This is a genomic window from Brevundimonas sp. NIBR10 (genome assembly GCF_027912515.1).
In the GTDB taxonomy this organism is placed as follows: Bacteria; Pseudomonadota; Alphaproteobacteria; order Caulobacterales; family Caulobacteraceae; genus Brevundimonas.
The window spans coordinates 2,089,877-2,107,691 of sequence record NZ_CP115464.1 but is presented as its reverse complement, the minus strand read 5'-3'; the positions used below and the strand labels follow the sequence as shown (position 1 = coordinate 2,107,691).

Here is a 17,815-nt window from a genome sequence, read left to right as displayed (position 1 = left end):
CGGTCGACGAGGCCCATCCCCGCCGCTCCGGCGCCCGTCAGCGCCCTCCCTCCTCCCTTCCCGGTGCGGCTGCGATCGCCACCTCGTTCCAGTCCCCGAACGGCGGCTCAGGCGAGACCACCTCAACGCCCAGACCTTCCCGGACCAGCCTACGGTACAGCCGGGCCGCGGCGCTTTCGCCGGCGGGCCCGCGATCGGCGGCGATCAGTACCCGGCGAACCATCGGCGGCGGCGTCCAGGCGGCGAGGTTGTGGGCGGCCATCAGCGCCCATCCAGGGAGAGCGAACCGCTCGATGGCGGACAGGGTGGTGATGACGCCTTCCCCCACCAGCATCTCCTCCGCGACGGGGAACAGCCGGACAGCAGAGCCCGCCGGAACCTGACCGACGGTCTTTCTGACGAGCCGCAACCCGGCGGCGGGCCGCCCGCCGGGTTCAAGATAGGTAAGTTCCACCGCGGTCAGACGTTCGTCTGGATCGCTGATCCGCACGACCATCGCAGGCCGCGTTCGATGGCCCTCCCGGTAGACCGAAAGCGGCGCCCTTGGATGGCAGCCGAGATTGAGCGCCCGGAAGGCGGACTGCACGGCGCGCCGCCCGAGATAAAGATGCGCCGGATCCCCGGCCTCAAGACTGCGGACACCGGACCAGAGCCGGGACGCGGTCTCGACGCGAACGCGCTGGTCGGGGCGCGGCGTCGACGACCGGCCGCAACTGCCCCCCGTCAGCCGACCCGCGTCGTCGATGAAACCCCGGTCGCGCAGATCATCCCGGGCGGCGCGCCAGTCGGCGCCCCCGAACCCATGGATCACCACCCGGCCCTCGGTCAGCCAGAGCGACACGGAACGGTCGCGCCCGCTGTGGCCCGGCGCTGGGATGCTCGCTCGCGCGCCGGCGCTGTAGAGGTCGCCGCCCAGTGCGGCGACAATCGCGTGAAGGGTCATGTCCGCCTCAGATCAGGCCGAGCTGTTTGAAGCTCGCCGTGCCCTGGCGACCGATGACGAGATGGTCGTGGACCTGGAGCCCGAAGACGCGCGCGGCGTCGACGATCTTGCGGGTCATCTGGATGTCGGCGTGGGACGGTGTGGGGTCACCGGACGGATGATTGTGGACGAGAATGAGCGCCGAGGCCGAGAGCTCGAGCGCCCGCCTTATGATCTCTCTGGGATAGACCGGCGCGTGGTCGACCGTTCCGTGCGCCACAAACTCATCGCGGAGCAGGATGTTCCTGCGATCCAGGTAGAGGGTCCGGAATTGTTCCCGGGGCTCGTGAGCCAGTGCGGCGCGGGCGTAGGCCACAAGCGAGGCCCACGACGACATGACGGGGCGACGGCAGGTTTCAGACCGGGCCAATCGCACGCTCAGCCGGCGCAACAGTTGGAAGTCCGTGATCGTGATCGCATCGAGCGAGGCGACGCGCGTCAACTCTGGAGAATCGGCCGCGACGACGGCGGCGACGGTGCCGAAGACCTCCAACAAAATCTCAACGGCCCGAGGGATGTCCGACGGGCGCATGGTCCGCGTCATCAACAGGGCCAGCAGGGCTGCATCGTCGAACTCGGGATCGACGCCCGTTGTAAGTTCAAGGAGAGACGCCGAGGCCCCTTGCGAGGGCTGGGGCGTCGACGAAGGCAAGGGTCCCATCACGGGCTCCTGAGTTGCACACCCCGGATCAGGGCGATCGCCTCCTCCCTTCCTTTGTCACCTTCAGCCCGCGAGGCGGGCCGACCGCGTCAGGCCGCATTCAGCATCTCGTCTTTCGCAAGCCTCATCCTCGCTGCCTTGGGAGCGTGCCAATGCCAAACGATGCAATAGGTCCAGCGCAGGGGGGCAGTGCTGCCTGTTGAAGACGCCGAAGTGAAAGGTCGCCATGACAGACGCCGGCCTTGAAGGAGCCCCCGTTCCCAAGCGGCGTCCTGACGACGATGACAGACCCGCCCCCAACCGCCGTTGAGATCCATGTCGCCTGAGCTCCGGCAGGCTCACCCTGGTCGCCAGCTCCGTCATGTCGTAGAGGGGTGCCTGGCCTCCGCGACGGCGGAGCGATTGCCCTGGGGCTTGGCGCTGAAAACCGGTCTTCAGAGCAGGGATCGGACTTGCGGCCAGGGCGCCGCTACCGGCACGATGGCCGACAGCGTCGGCGAGGCCCTTGGCCGGGTGATCCCACCTCCGCCGAGGGACATCACCGTCAACGCCCGAGGAACGCTTCGACGTCCGCCGCGAACTTCACCGGGTTCTTGAACATCAGGAAGTGATCGCCCTGCTCGGCTTCGGTGTAGTCGTAGAGGGTCGCATCCGGAATGATCGACGCCATCCAGCGCTGGCTGGGCAGGTTGTTGCTGAAGGCTCCCGAGAAGATCGCCGCTGGAACGTCGATCTTGCTGTGGATGACGTCGCGCCAGTCGTTAGTCGCGTGATCGAACAGCACCCGACCCATCGCGGCCGGATCGTCGGTGACGGAGGCCTCGGCGAAGGCTTGGGAGTTGACGAAATAGGCCGAGTCCCGGACCGCGAACCGCTGCATTGCCCGGGGATCGACGATCAGGCTGTTGCTCGGCGCCCCCGTGGTGAAGGCGGCGACCATCCGCTCGGCCGAGGTGGTCATGCCGCCGGCGTCCAGCCGCTCCTGCTCGGTCCAGTCCGCGTGGGAATAGATGGAGACCGGCTCGTCCACAAAGATGGCCTTGCGGATACCGCCCGTGCCGAACAGGTCGATATAGCCCCACAGCACCGAGGCTCCCATCGACCAGCCGCAGTAGTTCGCCGACTCCAGGCCGAGGTGGTCGGAGAACTCCTTGAGGTCCATCGAGAAGCGCGAGATCCGCGATCCGTAGGCGACATCCTGCGACAGGCCCTGGTTGCGGGGATCGAGGACATAGACGTGGTAGCGCTGGCTCAGCAGGTACATCACATTGATGTATTCCGCTCCGTTCGCCGACCACCCGGGAAGAAAGATCAGGGGCTCGCCCTGGCCCGCTTCCCAGTAGGCCAGCTTGACGCCGTCGTTGGTGGTGAAGCTGTTGATCTCCAGCCCCGGGAAGTCCGACAGCCTGGCCGGCATGCCCTCGATCCGGTTGGGGAAGGTGAAGTCCCGCCCCAGGACCTCGGTCGCCGGTTCTGCAAGGGCCTCGACCGGAGCGATGATCATGAGGAGGGCGCTCAGGGCCCCGGCCAGATGTCCGCGCATGGTCAGCTGGCCTCTGCCGGTTCGCCGTACAGCTTGCCAGCACCGGCCCAGTCGCTCGGCGCGACGTCGTCGAAGATGACGTAGATATTGGCGGGGTCGGTCTGGGTGTTGCGGACGATGCTCTCGGTGATCTCGGCCGCTACCTTGCCTTTGGTTTCGTGGTCCTTGCCTTCAAACCAGCTCACGCGAACGACGGGCATGGGGCTCTCCTGTAAATCGATCCAGCGAGCCGGGGTGGTCGCTGCAGTTGATGAGTCATTTGACCGGAGCCACGCAGATGATAAAGCCGCTCCGAAGAGCAACTTTGTAGACTTGAAGTCGACTCGCGAGCGCCCATGGCCGATCTTGATCCATTCGCCGGTGTCAGCATCTTCGTCGCCGCCGCGCGCGCCGGCAGCTTCACCCAGGCTGCGGACCAGCTTGGAATCACCAAGTCTGCGGTTGGGAAATCGATCGCCCGGCTGGAGACCCGGCTCGGGGTCAAACTGTTCCACCGCACCACCCGCATGAACCGCCTGACGGTCGATGGCGAAGCCTTCCATGCGGCGTGCGCCGCCGCCCTGGAAGAGATCACCGGGGCTGAAGCGGCCCTCACCTCGGCGCGACAGACCCTGACGGGCAGATTGCGGATCGATATGCCGGTGGCGTTCGGCCGCAGCGTGCTGCTTCCGCTCCTGCTCGAAATCGTGCGTCCCCATCCGGGCTTGCGTCTGACCTTGAGCTTCACCGACGAGACGATCGATCCCTTGCTGGAGAATGTCGATCTGGCGATCCGCTTCGGGGATCTGAAGGACAGCAGCCATCTGATCGCCCGCCATCTCGCGACCCAGGCCCGGGTAATCTGCGCTGCGCCCTCCTACCTGACAGAGCACGGCATTCCTCAGACACTGGAAGATCTGCGCGACCATCGCGGCGTCGTCGGTGCAGCGAAAGGCCCCCCGGTAAGCTGGGTCGTGCGAGAAGACGGGATAGTCCGGCGTATCGCTCCGCCGACCTCGCATCAGTTGAACGACGGCGAGGCCATGGTAGCGGCGGCGGTCGGCGGGCTGGGCCTTTGCCAGGTGCCGATCTCGATGGTGCGCGACCTGATCGCGCGGGGCGCGCTCAACACGGTGCTCGATCCCTACTCGGCGGTCCCCGTCGACATCCACGCGGTTTGGCCGCGACAGGCCCATTTGAGCCCACGCGTCCGTCACGTCGTCGACCGACTCCTCGCTTTCGCGGCGCAAGGTCGACTCGACTGAGAGCATTCAGCCGTCAAGCCGCGAACCGGGCCCTGGCTAATCATCGACGGCTCGACACAGATATGTGTGCGCTTGAGGGTCGATAACGCCAAAATCAGCGAGACGGAGCTGGGCGTATTCGGCGCCGAATCGGGCGGAGGTCGGGTCATCAAGGACCATGCGATCGCTACCGCTCGCCCCCCTACGGGAAGTCTGTCGGATTTCGGAAACGTGGCCGCCTCGGCCATTCGACCCGGCTTTTCGCGCCAAAGGGGTCGTATGCGTAACAGCCGTGGTGAAGGCTGCAGGTCAGCCCAGCAGGATGAGCGCAGCGCGACTCGCAGCGATGAGTGCCAACACGATAAGCAACACGATCGCGATCAAACGCAGTGGGAATCGCCGCGCCTTTGGCACTGCGGGCCAGAACGGGTTCTGTCTTTCTGGTTTGATCGGCATGGCGACAGTCTAACCGCGCCTGCGCTCACCCACAAATGGAGGAACGATTTGACGGGCCGTGCCTAACGGCCATTCCGCGAAATGGCACTTTGGCAGCCAAGTGCAAATGTCACCGGCAGCCAAAGTAGAGAGGTGACTCTCCGGGCTTCCAGCAACCCTGGCAGGATGATTCGGGTGGCTGTGTTGATCATGAGTGGCGAAGAGTGAAGCGGCTCGAAGTGTTGTGCTGCGTGACCCCGGCGGAGTTGGTCACCTTCGAGCCGTGATATACACGATGCGTCGTTCAAACACCTCAATATCCGCAGCCAGGAGCTTGGAAGTCACCGGCACTTCTTCGGAGCACGCTGCCAACAGCGCCCAACGTCAACAGGCTGACGTCGCTGCAGGCGATGCGAGCACCTTCGAGCATGGATGAAGCCAGGACCCCGAGCCTGAGCTTATCTTCCAGCGCGTCCTGGATATCGAACATGGTGTCGGCAGGCTCTGGCGTATCCCTGCGCTCGACCAGCGCGGGAAGTCCAGTCGGAAGGCGGATTTGCGCTATGAGCCGTCTTTGGCACCAAGACGAAAGCCAGACACGGATGCCCACGCTTGGCTCTAGGATCGCGCCAGCGGAACCTCGGCGTTGCCATTGCGGGCGGGTCGCCCTATGGCCCGTGGAGGAGCCGTCCAATCTTGCCTCGCCTGTTTCGAACCCTTTGCGTCAGCCTGTGCGCCGCCCTTGTGGCGGTCTTGTGCCTGCACGGGGTGCAGGACGGCCAGCACCAGATCGCCCATGCGTCGGATTGGCAGACGGCGGCTATCACCGAGGGCGATCACGCCGAGGGGGTCATGTCCGATCACGGCTCGCATGTCATTGATGTCTACCTTGAAGCACCGGTCGATGACGCGCTGGATCAGACCGAAAATACTGACGGAGATGGCAACGCCGGGCGACCGTCCAACCATCACCATCACAGCGGCGGCGACAACCACACCGCCATCCCTGTCCTTGGCCGTGACGTAAGTCCCCTGATCGCCACGAGCGCCATGGTGCTGCAACCGGCAGTCGATGGCGCGCGTCCAGGCCGCACGGGCGACGGGCCTGAATACCCTCCCAAACGGCTGCAGACGATCATCTGATCCGACGCGACCCATCGGTCGCGCGCAACCCGTTTCCCGGAGAGAATCCCTTGAAGACCCCATCGTCCGGCCTCGCCGGACCATGGGCGCGACTCACGGCCGTGTCGGCCCTCGCGCTCATTCTGGCGGCCTCAGTGCCGCCGACCCTCGCTTCCGCGCAGGATGCGGCGGGGGCTACGACCACGCCTGTCCTGTCTCTGGTCGAGGCTTTGCGTCGCGCCGCTCTCGTCGATCCGGCGCTGGCACCGACCGAGGCCCGGCGACAAGCCTCACAGGCCGCCGTGCGTCAGGCCGATGTTCGCCCCAACCCCACACTGGGCGTCGTGGTCGAGAACTTCCCGACCATCGGTGGGGGCAATCTTTTCCGGCGGACCGAGACCACCCTCAGTGTCGAGCAGAGGTTCGAGCGGGGCGGAGACCGTCAGGCGCGCGTCTCTCTCGCCGAAGCCGAAGGTTTGCTGGTCGACGCCACGGCACGCATCCGCCAACTGGATCGGCTCGAACAGGTGCAGCGCGCCTGGGCGGACGCTTTGGCGGCCCAGGCCGAACTGGAGATCGCCCGCGAGCGTCTCGACCTGGCCGAACGGTTCCAGACCGAGGTCGGTCGCCGCGTGGACATGGCGCGTGATCCCCTGTTCGCCGGCGCACGGGCCGAAGCCGAACTGGCCCAGGCCCAGATCGACTTCGACCAGGCCGAGATCGCCCTGCGGGTGGCCAACATCTCGCTGGCCCGGTTCTGGGAGGGTTCAGCCGACTTCATCCTTGGCGCAGACGCCTTCGCCGACACCCGGTCGGCGCTCGTCGTCGCAGACGGGGTCGCCCAGCCGGACCTCGACATCTTCGTCGCTCAGCGGGACATCTCCATCGCCCGCGTGGCGATGGAGACCGCCCGCGCCCGGTCCGACGCAACGATCAGCGCCGGCCTCCGTCATTTCGGTGACGGCAACGATCTCGGGTTCGTCATTGGCGGCTCGATCCCCCTGGGTCGTTATGACCAGAACCTCGGTGCCATCGACCGCGCCCGGGCGGAGGGTCTGGCCGCCGAGGGTGATCTCGCCGCCGCCCGCATCGACCGGGAACGAGAGATCGCCCGCTTGCAGGTCCAGGTCATGGCTCGCGCCAGCGAAGCCCGTCGGATCGGGGAGGAAACCTTGCCCCAGGCTGAACGCGCCGTCGTTCTGGTGCGCGACGGCTTCAATCGGGGCGGCTTCACCTACAACGACGTCATCTCCGCCCAGACCGCCCTGTTGCAGACCCGCGCCCGACGTGTCGCGGTGCTCAAGCAATTCCACATCGATCGCGCCCGCCTCGACCGTCTGACCGGCGCGCACGGCGACCTGATCCTCGCCCTGGAGACTCAACCATGATCCGCCTGAACCCCTCCCGGCGATGGATCGCGGCGTCCGCGATCCTCTTCGCCTTCGCCGCCGCCGCCTGCGGGGACAAGCCTGCCGAAAAGGCCGGCAAACAGGCCGAGGCCGCCGCCGCCGACTATGAACGCGGTCCGCACCGTGGCCGGATGCTCCGCGACGGCGACTTCGCCCTCGAACTGACCATATTCGAGGAAGGACCGGAGCCCCTGTTCAGGCTCTATCCCTATGTGAAGGATAAGCCGCTGGACCCGCGTCAGGTCCAGGCGACCATCGACCTGACGCGTCTTGGCGGCAAGATCGATCGCTTCGCCTTCACCGCGATCGATGACTATCTGGCCAGTCCTGGCGTCGTGTCGGAGCCGCATTCGTTCGACGTCGCCGTGAACGCGACCCATGCCGGCAAGGCCTCGACCTGGGCCTACCAATCCTACGAGGGCCGGACCGTCATCACCGCCGACGCCGCCCGCGATGGAGGCGTGACGACCGAGCGGGCGGGCTCCGCCTGGCTGGGCGAGTCGCTGCCGTTGAACGGCCGGATCGAGATCACGCCGGAGGGCCAGGCCGACGTCCATGCGCGCTACCCCGGCCGGGTGATGATGCTGTCGCTTCAGCTCGGCGACCGCGTGCGCCGTGGACAGGTGGTCGCGCGGGTCGAGTCCAGTGAAAGCCTCCAGACCTATTCTGTCACCGCGCCGATCTCGGGCGTGGTCATGGCCAAGAACGTTGGGGTCGGGGCCATCACGGGCAATGAACCCATGCTGGTCATCGGCGATCCGAACCAGGTTCATGCCGAGTTCTTCCTTTATCCCCGCGATGCGGAACGCGTCCGCGTGGGCCAGCGCGTGGAGGTCCGCAGCCTCGCCGGTGATCACCGCATCAATGCCGAGATCGAGGCCGTCCTGCCGACCGCCGATCTGACTAGCCAGACACTAATCGCCCATGTCCATCTGCCGTCCCAGAACGGGGCCTGGCGGCCGGGGCTGGGGGTGCAGGGGACGGTGCAGGTCGGCACCACGCAGACGCCGCTGGCCGTCCGAACCAAGGCCATCCAGCCTTTCCGCGACTTCCAGGTCGTCTACGCCAAGGTCGGCGACACCTATGAGGTGCGGATGCTCGAACTCGGTCGCCGCACGCCGGAATGGACCGAGGTCCTGGGCGGACTCGAACCCGGAACCGAATACGTCGTCGACGGCGCCTTCCTCATTCGCGCGGACATCGATAAGTCCGGCGCGAGCCACGACCACTAGGGGGCGCTGAGCATGCTTGAACGCATCATCGCGCTGTCGATCCGGTTCCGCTGGGGCGTCATGGCCCTTGTCCTTCTGGCCTGCGCGGTCGGCGTCTGGAGTTTCCAGAGTCTGCCCATCGACGCCACCCCGGACATCACCAATGTCCAGGTCCAGATCAGCACCGAGGCACCCGGCTTCTCGCCGCTGGAATCCGAACAGAGGATCACCTTCCCGGTCGAGACCGCCATCGCCGGCGTGCCGGGTCTGCAATACACCCGCTCGATCTCACGTTACGGGCTGAGCCAGGTCACCGTCGTCTTCGAGGACGGCACGGACATCTATTTCGCGCGACAGTTGGTCAACGAACGGCTCCAGGCCGCCAGGGCCCAGTTGCCCGAGGGGATCATCCCCGAACTCGGGCCGATCTCGACCGGTCTCGGCGAGATCTTCATGTATACGGTCGAGGCCGAGCCGGGCGCACGTCGGCCCGACGGCGAGCCCTACAGCGCCGAAGACCTGCGCACCCTTCAGGACTGGGTGATCCGGCCCCAGCTTCGCAACACGCCGGGCGTCACCGAGGTCAACACCATCGGGGGGTTCGAGCGCCAGTATCATGTCACCCCATATCCCGACCGGCTGGCCGCCTATGGCGTGACCCTGAGCGAGGTGGTTGAGGCGCTGAAACGCAACAACGCCAACGTCGGTGCCGGCTATGTCGAGCGGTTCGGGGAACAGTATCTGGTACGGGTGCCGGGTCAGGCCACCTCGGTCGAAGACCTGGGCGCGATCACCGTGGCCAACCGGAATGGTGCGCCGATCCGCATCGGCGATGTCGCCGACGTCCTCCTCGGCGAGGAACTCCGCACGGGGGCAGCAACCGAGAACGGCAAGGAGATCGTGCTGGGTACGGTCTTCATGCTGGTCGGCGAGAACAGCCGGACGGTGTCCCAAGCGACGGCTGCGCGGCTGGAGATCGCCGCGCGGTCGCTTCCCGCCGGCGTCGATGCGGTCGCCGTCTATGACCGGACCGACCTGGTCGATCGCGCCATCCATACCGTCGAGAAGAACCTCCTCGAAGGCGCGCTGCTGGTCATCGTCGTGCTGTTTCTCCTGCTCGGGAACATTCGCGCCGCCCTGATCACGGCGGCAGTCATCCCCGTCACCATGCTGATGACAATCACTGGCATGGTCCAGACCGGCACCTCGGGCAATCTGATGAGCCTGGGGGCGCTGGACTTCGGCCTCATCGTCGACGGGGCCGTCATCATCGTCGAAAATGTGCTGCGTCGCTTCGGCGAGGCCCAGCATCGCCACGGACGCCTCCTTTCGCGCGACGAACGGTTCGCTCTGGCGGCCTCGGCCTCCAGCGAGGTCATTCGGCCGTCGCTATTCGGGGTCCTGATCATCACGCTCGTTTACGTGCCGATCTTCGCCCTGACCGGGGTGGAGGGAAAGATGTTCCACCCGATGGCGATCACCGTCGTCATGGCGCTGACGTTCGCCCTGATCCTGTCGCTCACCTTCGTGCCCGCCGCCGTCGCCTTGTTCGTCACGGGCAAGGTCGAGGAGAAGGACAGCTTCCTGATGCGGGGGGCGCGCCGGTTTTACGAACCCGCGCTGGACGTGGCCCTGCGGCTGCGGGTCGCCTTCGTGGGCGTCGCCGTGGCCCTGGTCGCGATCGCCGGTTTCGGCGCATCGCGGATGGGGTCGGAGTTCATCCCGAACCTGGACGAGGGCGACATCGCCATGCACGCCCTGCGCATTCCCGGCACCAGCCTGACCCAGGCCGTGCAGATGCAGACGGCGCTTGAACGCCGGTTGGCGCAGTTCCCTGAGGTCGAACGGGTCTTCGCCAAGATCGGCACGGCGGAGGTCGCCACCGACCCCATGCCGCCGTCCGTCGCCGACACCTTAATCATGCTGAAGGATCGCTCCGACTGGCCTGACCCAAGGAAGCCCAGGGCTGAACTCATCGAGGAGATGCGTGAGGCCGTCGAACTGATCCCCGGCAATAACTACGAGTTCACACAGCCGATCCAGATGCGGTTCAACGAGCTGCTCTCCGGCGTTCGCGCCGATGTGGCGATCAAGGTGTTCGGCGACGACCTGGAGCAGTTGCTGGAGGTCGGTCAGGCTGTCGAAGGCGTCGTCGGCGCCATTCCCGGCGCCCAGGACGTTGCGGTCGAACAGGTCACAGGCCTTCCGGTGCTTCAGATCACGCCCGACCGCGCGGCCCTGTCGCGCCTGGGTCTGAGCATCGACGACGTCCAGTCGGTCGTCGCGACCTCGATCGGCGGGATTGTTGCGGGTCAGGTCTTCGAAGGCGACCGTCGCTTCGACGTCGTGGTTCGAATGCCGGAGGCCCTGCGCCAGAATACCGACGCGATTGGGCGGCTTCAGATCCCGTTGCCGTCATCAGGCGGCGGTCAGGCCTTCGTTCCGCTGGAAGAGGTCGCCACCATCGCCCTTGAAAAGGGACCGAACCAGATCAGCCGCGAGGACGGAAAACGGAGAGTGGTCGTGACCGCCAATGTCCGCGACCGCGACTTGGGGTCATTCATCACCGAAGTGCAGGAGAAGGTTGGAGCCGAGGTCGAGGTCCCCGCCGGATACTGGATCAGCTACGGCGGTACGTTCGAGCAGCTGATCTCGGCGGCCAAGCGGCTTCAACTGGTCGTGCCGGTCGTGCTTCTGCTGATCTTCGGACTGCTGTTCGCCCTGTTCCGGTCGGTGAAGGACTCGGCCATCGTCTTCTCCGGCGTGCCCCTGGCCCTGACCGGGGGCGTGGCCGCCCTGATGATGCGCGGGCTACCCCTGTCGATTTCGGCGGGCGTCGGGTTCATCGCCCTGTCGGGGGTCGCGGTCCTCAACGGCGTCGTGATGGTGACCTTCATCCGCAGCCTGTTCGCCGAGGGCAAGCCGCTCGGCGAGGCGATCCGGGAGGGGGCGTTGACCCGTCTTCGCCCGGTGCTCATGACGGCGCTCGTCGCCAGCCTCGGCTTCGTGCCGATGGCGCTGAATGTTGGAGCGGGCGCCGAGGTCCAACGTCCGCTGGCCACGGTGGTCATCGGAGGGATCATCTCCTCGACCCTGCTGACCCTGCTCGTCCTGCCCGCCCTCTTTAGCCTCGTCCACGGACGCGAAGGTGGCTCGGAACGGCAGCGCCCGGCCTGGCTCGACCGCCTGCCGTTCCGTCCGTAGGGGCGGCGGCCGTGACGACGGTGCCAGAAGCGACGGTATCGACCCCAGACGCGGCTTCGGCCGGGTCAGGGGTCGGCATGCCGCAGGACCTGCCGTCCCTCACCAGCATCCGCTGGTTCCTGGCCCTGGGCGTCGTGCTGTTCCATTACCAACTCAACATGCTCGCACCTGACGCCGCAGGATGGGGGCTGATCGAACGTGCCCGGCTGCCGGTCGATGTCTTCTTCGTTTTGTCCGGCCTCGTGCTGGCCCATGTCTATTCGCGCCAGGTCGAGCAGGGACGATACAGTCACCGGCGCTTCCTGGTCGCGCGTTTCGCGCTCATCTATCCGGCCCATATCGCCATGCTGGCCGTCATAGTCGTCCTGGCGGCCGTGGCAATCGGCCTAGGTCAGAGGCTGGAGCCGTTCGACTATGGGCTGGAGGGTCTGTTCGCGGCGGCCCTGCTGATTCACGCCTGGTTTCCCATCACCGCCGGAAACGAGTGGAACGGGCCATCATGGTCGCAATCCGCGGAATGGGGGGCCTATCTGCTGTTTCCCGCCTTCGCCTGGGCAGGCCTCAGGTTCAAGCATCGCCCCCTGATCCTGGCGCATGTTCGAACAACCCGCCCGGCGACCACGCCCTTGCCCAACGCCCTGACATCCTTTGCGCCCTCGAGCCGCCGCTGGTTCAGCGTCCGGATGACGTCACGGCGGATCTGGAACGTCCTCAGCTTGAGCTCCATCTCGTCATCGAGCCGATGGCGTCGGCCCGACCTCACCGCCAGCCAGAGCCCTTTCGAATGACTCAGCCTGTCCCGGGTCAGTCCTGTTTTGCGGGCTCACGCCCCGGGCGCTGAACCATTGGCGACCGTTCCCTCCGAGGTCAAAGGGATCGAAGCCGTCCGCCACGACGACGCGGGTGTCGCCCAACCCCTCGGCGAGGACTTGGCCTAGGGGTGCCATGTCACGCGCCGAAGATCCGACCCCGTGGAGCATGACGATCAGCCGTCGGGCGGCTGTGTCGCCCTGCTGGCATACGAGGTCTGTCATGGCCGTCGCCTGTCACTCGCGCCTTCTCTAACAGGCTGACGTCGATGCAGGCGTTGTGAACGCCTTCGAGAATGGAGGAAGCAGGACCCCGAGCCTGAGCTTGGCTTCCAGCGCGTCTTGGATATCGAACATGGTTTCGGCAGGACTTGTGCGTCCCTGCGCTGACTACCGCTCGACCAGAGCGGGAGGTCCAGTCGGGGGTCGATATGGGTCAGCAGCGGTTACTCGCTCAAAGCCGATCACATGCTATTCACACCGACCCCAGCAGGCTTCGCGGCGGATTCGCCACTGGTTGGCTCAGCCCTTCTGTGGCACTTCGTCGATCCAGTTCGGAGAGTGATGAGTGACCAAGCGTAAAACCAAACCCGTCGCCACCGGCGTCGCAGGCCTGGACGAAATTCTCCGTGGCGGCCTGCCTCCCGCCAATCTCTATATGCTTCAGGGCGCGCCGGGTGCCGGCAAGACCACTGTCGCGCTGCAGTTCCTCCTGGCTGGCGTCGCCAACGGCGAGAAATGCATCTACGTCAGTCTTTCACAGACGAAGGCCGAGCTCGAATCCATCGCGCGCTCGCACGGCTGGTCGCTCGACGGCATTCGGGTCGAGGAGCTGTCGGCTTCTGACGCTGTCAGCGGCGCGGCCGATCAGACCATCTTTCAGACCGCCGAACTACGACTGGACGAGACCCGCCAGGCCATCGAGCAGGCGATCGAGGAGCACAAGCCCAGCCGACTGGTCTACGACTCCCTGCTGGAAATCCGCCTGATCACCGGTGACACGCCCCGCTTCCGACGCGAGCTGCTCGGGTTCAAGGCCTTCCTGGCCAAGCGCGACGTGGTGGCGCTTCTGCTGGACACTCAGAGCGGCGCGGCGATGAACGGCGAGGAGGTCGAAGGCATTGCCCACGGCGTCATCCGCTTCGACAAGCACCTGGAGGATTTTGGCCCTGTGCGACGACGCATCGAAGTCAGCAAGATGCGCGGCGTGCCGATCGCCGACGGCTATCACGACATGGCCATCCGCGAAGGCGAGGGCGTTGTGGTCTTCCCGCGGATCGTGCCCGGCGAGGAACGCGCCTCTGCCAAGCCCGACCTGATCAAGTCCGGCGTCGCGGCGCTCGACGATATGTTCGGGGGCGGCCAGGAGGGCGGGACCACAACCCTGGTGATCGGCCAAGCGGGGACGGGCAAGTCCACCATGGCCTCTCTCTATGCCACGGCCGCGCTCAAGCGCGGCGAGAGCGTCGCCCTGTTCCTGTTCGAAGAGCGGCTGGAGACCTTCTTCCGTCGGTCGGAGGGCCTCGGCATGGACCTGCGGACCTTCCACAAGGACGGCCGGCTCATCATCCGGGACTTCAATCCCAACGAAATCTCGCCCGGCGAGTTCGCCCAGGTGGTTCAGGCTATCGTCGAGGAGAACAAGACCCGCGTCGTCGTCATCGACAGCTTCACCGGCTATCTGAACTCGCTGCCCAATCGCGAGAAAGCGGTTCGGGACATCCAGTCCCTCCTCAAATACCTGGCGCGTGCGGGCGTGCTGACCATGCTGATCGTGGCTCAGCACGGGCTGCTGGGTCAGAACGTAAGCCTGGATGTGGACGTCAGCTTCCTGGGCGACACCGTCCTGCTGCTGCGCATCGCCGAGCATGAGGGACGTCTTCGTCGCAACATCACCGTGGTCAAGAAGCGTCACGGACCGCACGACCTGGATGTCCACGAACTCTTTATACGTAGTGAGGGCGTCAGCGTGGTGCCCTACAATCCGATTCCCGAGACTTGACCGAGACGCCGGAGGATCACGCGGGCCTGGACCATGTCCTGGTGCTCGCGCCCTATCGGCGCGATGCGGACTATCTGCGCCAGCTGTTGTCCGAGCAGGATCTGGAAGTCCGCATCTGCTCGACCGGAGATTCCGTCGCGCCCTATCTGTCGGCGTCGCCCGGCGTTCTGGTGGCGACGCATGAGGCCCTGACGCCGGACGTCGTGTCGGCCGTCGCGGACTGGCTCGAAACACAGCCGAGCTGGTCGGAGATGCCGATCATCGTCCTGTTGGACCGCCGGTCGCAGCAGGCCAAGATCAAGGGCGCTCTCGGTGCCAGCTGGCCTCGCGCGCGTCAGATCTTCTACCAACGGCCGGTCACACCCGTTGAGCTGGTCAGCGGCGTCCAGGCCGCGTTTCTGGCGCGCCTGCGTCAGCGCGACGTGCGTGACCACATCGACCGCGAGATCGAGTTGCGTCGCGAACTAAACCATCGCGTGAAGAATATCCTGGCCAGCGTCGTCTCCATCTTCGAGATGACGCAGCGGCGGGCGGACACGCTCGAGACATTCGCGGAAGATTTTCGGGGACGATTGACCGCCCTATCCAACGTTCACTCCGCCGTGTTCCAGGCCGAGGGTGAGGCCGTTTCCATCCAGGAGATCGTCGATCTCACGTTCGAACCCTACCGGCTCTCCGGCGATGAACGCGTGCTGACCGATGGGCCCCGGGTCATGCTTGACCGGGAGGGCGGCACCACCCTGTCTCTGTGTCTTCACGAGCTGGCGACCAATGCGATCAAATACGGCGGGCTCTCGACCCCAGACGGTCACGTCAGCTTCACCTGGGGCCTGTCCGACGACGACCTCTGGACGCGGTGGCAGGAAAGGGGCGGCGCGCCGGTCGTCGCGCCCTCCCGTACGGGTTACGGCACACGGTATCTGCGATCGGCGCTGGGCAGCCTCTTCGGTCGACCGCCTGTCCTGACATTTGATCCCAAGGGACTGATTGTGGAGGCAAAAGGCAACCTTTCGCGCATAACCCGCAACTCGGGTGACTGAGCCACGTTTCGAGCCTGATGCCTTCCAAATCCACGCCCGCTCGTCCCCTCAAAGTCCTGTGCCTGGAGGACAATCCCCTCATCGTCATGCACCTGGAACAGATGATCGAGGACTGTGGTCACGTGTTCGTCGGGTCTTTGGAAAGTTTCGCGGATCTGAGGGAGCAGTTCGACGCCCTCACTGTCGATTGCGTCCTGGTGGACATCGACCTCGCCGACGGCCGAACCGGGCCGGACGCGGCGTCGTGGCTCGCCCACAGGAAAGTGGCCACTCTTTTCGTCACAGGCCAAGAGCGACTTGCAGAAGAACTCCGCGACCTCGTCGTCGGCATCGTGCCAAAACCGCTTTCACTCCGCGCTCTCAAAACCGGGCTGGACCGAATCGCCATGCATGCAGTCACTGAATGACGCCATGCGCTATGCTGCAGGCCGCTTTTTCTCCTGAACCATGACCGTCAATCGTTGTACGAGCCGGCTGTGCTCGACAACCCTGGCTAAGGCTGTGAGCTGACCGCGGTCAGGATCGGGTCTGGCTCCTTCGTTGTTTTGACTGGCTATTGCAGCCGGAATGCCCGCAATGACTCCGGTGAGGTAGGCCGTACAAGCTCTGACGACTAGAGAATTTCGGTGTCGAAAAGTGCTACGGCCAAGGTGACCCAGGCATGCGCTTTCGGGAATGATGGCTAGAAAGCCGACATCACCAAACGCCGCGTTGACTCAGACTCGGGCCTTGGCCCCCTGCCCTTTTGCGCCTACGGGCCATTCCGCGAAACGGCACCGTCAGTTTGCTGGCTGCAGCACGGATCGATCCCGAACCGCCGCTGATGGGTGGACCTTCCAGACGGCCAAGATCAGTCGCCATCGGCCGTACTCTTCGTAAGCGATGCGGTTACCGCTCAGCTTTCGTCGACACCCTGATGCGCACCCACATGACCGTCCCCGCTGAGACTGCGATCAAGGCGGTCCCCAGCCAGTCCCACAAGCCGTCCCACAGCAGCGCGCCGATCAGGCCGGTCAGGCTGAGAACGCCGAGCAACAGCGGCCATCGGAAGATCGACCAGAGGCTTTGACGGTGCGCCAGCTTCATCATCAGCGCACAGACCGCTTGGCGAGCCATAGATAGAGACCCGACCCGAGGATGACGATGGTCGCCAGGTCCAGGAGCGCCCAGAGGATTTTCAACGCCAGGCCGCCGTAGTCGCCGAAGTGAAGCGGCTGGGACAGGCTGAGGGTCTTCACATACCAGGGCATAGGGGCGACGGCGGCCAGCGCTCCGGTACGGACGTCGATCAGGGCCGGGGTGATCATATGCGTCGTCAGCGGCGTGTCGCCGTGGAAGAAGACCGCATAGTGATGGTCGGTGGTGTACTCTGTCCTCGGGAAGGCCACGAACTGGAGCCGCATGCCGGGCAGGGCCTGCTGAGCGCGGCGGACGGCGGCGTCCAGCGAGGCGCGCTCAGTCGGCGGGGTCGGGGTCGCGTGTGGAGCGGCCAGCCCGGCCAGGGCGTCGGCCTTCCAGACGGCCAGGAGGGGCGTGGCCAGGGTGTTAACGACGCCCGTCACCCCGACAACCAGCACCCAGGCCAAGGTAACGACGCCGAGAAGATTGTGCCAGTCCAGCCACCGCGTGCGGGCGACCTTGTCGATGCGCAAGGTCCCGAACGGCAGTCGGCGCATGAACGGCGCATAGAGGACGACGCCCGACACCACCGCCACGATCAACAGCAGTCCCATCAGGCCCAGGAAGAGCATGCCGGGCAGGCCGAGGAACATGTCGGTGTGCAGCTGGAGCAGGAACTCGACCACGGGATGGCCGGCGACGAGCGGCGCGGGGTCGCCGGACGTCTGGTCGATCGGCTGGAAGTTGAACTGTCCGGCGGGCGCGGCGGGCGCGCGGCTGGTGACATTCACCACCGGCCGGTCCTCGTCGAAGCTCATGAAGGCGGGCACGTCGCCGGGGTGGCGGGCCAGGGCCGTGTCCAGCACCCGGTCCAAGTCGAGTTTCTGCCCCTGAGGGCTGGCCGCCTCCCATGGCTCATCGAGCAGAATCTCGTTGAGCTCATGGGAGAAGACCAGCGGCAATCCGGTGACGCACAGCATCAGAAGGAAGAGCGTGGAGACCAGGCTCGACCATTTGTGCGTCCAGGACCAGGCGCGGACCGTCGACGGCTTCAC

Annotated in this window: 16 protein-coding genes; 9 read left to right on the top strand and 7 right to left on the bottom strand. The window is 65.6% G+C overall.

The annotated features are described in order from the left end of the window. Nucleotides 1-37 precede the first annotated feature (37 nt). From O5K39_RS10390 to O5K39_RS10375, 4 genes are all read right to left on the bottom strand, one after another. Nucleotides 38-943, bottom strand: coding sequence for a toprim domain-containing protein (locus O5K39_RS10390; protein ID WP_271143557.1), 906 nt, complete (start codon nt 941-943; stop codon nt 38-40). 7 nt (nt 944-950) lie between these two features. After that, entirely contained in the window at nt 951-1,643 is a 693-nt protein-coding gene (radC, locus tag O5K39_RS10385) for a DNA repair protein RadC (RefSeq protein ID WP_271143556.1), read from the bottom strand. A gap of 544 nt (nt 1,644-2,187) precedes the next feature. Then, nucleotides 2,188-3,186: an alpha/beta hydrolase gene (locus O5K39_RS10380; protein ID WP_271143555.1), complete on the bottom strand. Its 999-nt coding sequence runs from the start codon at nt 3,184-3,186 to the stop codon at nt 2,188-2,190. A gap of 2 nt (nt 3,187-3,188) precedes the next feature. Then, entirely contained in the window at nt 3,189-3,728 is a 540-nt protein-coding gene (locus tag O5K39_RS10375) for a 4-oxalocrotonate tautomerase family protein (protein ID WP_271143554.1), read from the bottom strand. Here O5K39_RS10375 and O5K39_RS10370 point away from each other — a divergent pair. Continuing rightward, the gene (locus O5K39_RS10370) at nt 3,693-4,430 is read left to right on the top strand and encodes a LysR substrate-binding domain-containing protein (RefSeq protein WP_271143553.1); all 738 of its coding nucleotides are present in this window, start codon (nt 3,693-3,695) and stop codon (nt 4,428-4,430) included. The genes O5K39_RS10375 and O5K39_RS10370 overlap by 36 nt on opposite strands. A 727-nt stretch (nt 4,431-5,157) precedes the next feature. Here O5K39_RS10370 and O5K39_RS10365 read toward each other — a convergent pair. After that, nucleotides 5,158-5,334, bottom strand: a complete 177-nt coding sequence (locus tag O5K39_RS10365; RefSeq protein WP_271143552.1) for a hypothetical protein — start codon at nt 5,332-5,334, stop codon at nt 5,158-5,160. Between the two features lie 206 nt (nt 5,335-5,540). On the opposite strand from O5K39_RS10365, the gene O5K39_RS10360 reads away from it, so the two are divergent. The 8 genes from O5K39_RS10360 (at nt 5,541) to O5K39_RS10325 (ending at nt 16,048) form a co-directional block, all read left to right on the top strand. Continuing rightward, nucleotides 5,541-5,987: a hypothetical protein gene (locus O5K39_RS10360; RefSeq protein ID WP_271143551.1), complete on the top strand. Its 447-nt coding sequence runs from the start codon at nt 5,541-5,543 to the stop codon at nt 5,985-5,987. 50 nt (nt 5,988-6,037) lie between these two features. Next, the gene (locus tag O5K39_RS10355) at nt 6,038-7,354 is read left to right on the top strand and encodes a TolC family protein (RefSeq protein ID WP_271143550.1); all 1,317 of its coding nucleotides are present in this window, start codon (nt 6,038-6,040) and stop codon (nt 7,352-7,354) included. Then, nucleotides 7,351-8,607 carry an HlyD family efflux transporter periplasmic adaptor subunit gene (locus O5K39_RS10350; RefSeq protein ID WP_271143549.1) on the top strand — a complete coding sequence of 419 codons (1,257 nt, stop codon included), beginning with the start codon at nt 7,351-7,353 and terminating at the stop codon, nt 8,605-8,607. Before O5K39_RS10355 ends, O5K39_RS10350 begins: the two co-directional genes overlap by 4 nt. Nucleotides 8,608-8,619: 12 nt before the next feature. Beyond that, nucleotides 8,620-11,790 carry a CusA/CzcA family heavy metal efflux RND transporter gene (locus O5K39_RS10345; RefSeq protein WP_271143548.1) on the top strand — a complete coding sequence of 1,057 codons (3,171 nt, stop codon included), beginning with the start codon at nt 8,620-8,622 and terminating at the stop codon, nt 11,788-11,790. Nucleotides 11,791-11,801: 11 nt separating this feature from the next. Further along, nucleotides 11,802-12,578, top strand: coding sequence for an acyltransferase (locus O5K39_RS10340; RefSeq protein WP_271143547.1), 777 nt, complete (start codon nt 11,802-11,804; stop codon nt 12,576-12,578). A 589-nt stretch (nt 12,579-13,167) separates the two neighbouring features. After that, on the top strand, nt 13,168-14,601 hold the full coding sequence (locus O5K39_RS10335) for an ATPase domain-containing protein (protein ID WP_271143546.1): 1,434 nt from the start codon (nt 13,168-13,170) through the stop codon (nt 14,599-14,601). Further along, entirely contained in the window at nt 14,598-15,641 is a 1,044-nt protein-coding gene (locus O5K39_RS10330) for a sensor histidine kinase (RefSeq protein WP_271143545.1), read from the top strand. The genes O5K39_RS10335 and O5K39_RS10330 overlap by 4 nt, the downstream gene beginning before the upstream one ends. Before the next feature lie 17 nt (nt 15,642-15,658). Further along, nucleotides 15,659-16,048 (top strand): response regulator, encoded by a 390-nt coding sequence (locus O5K39_RS10325; RefSeq protein ID WP_271143544.1) that lies wholly within the window; start codon nt 15,659-15,661, stop codon nt 16,046-16,048. A 481-nt stretch (nt 16,049-16,529) separates the two neighbouring features. On the opposite strand, the gene O5K39_RS10320 is transcribed toward O5K39_RS10325, so the two are convergent. Further along, nucleotides 16,530-16,730, bottom strand: a complete 201-nt coding sequence (locus O5K39_RS10320) for a hypothetical protein (protein WP_271143543.1) — start codon at nt 16,728-16,730, stop codon at nt 16,530-16,532. After that, nucleotides 16,730-17,815 (bottom strand): PepSY domain-containing protein, encoded by a 1,086-nt coding sequence (locus O5K39_RS10315; protein WP_271143542.1) that lies wholly within the window; start codon nt 17,813-17,815, stop codon nt 16,730-16,732. Before O5K39_RS10315 ends, O5K39_RS10320 begins: the two co-directional genes overlap by 1 nt.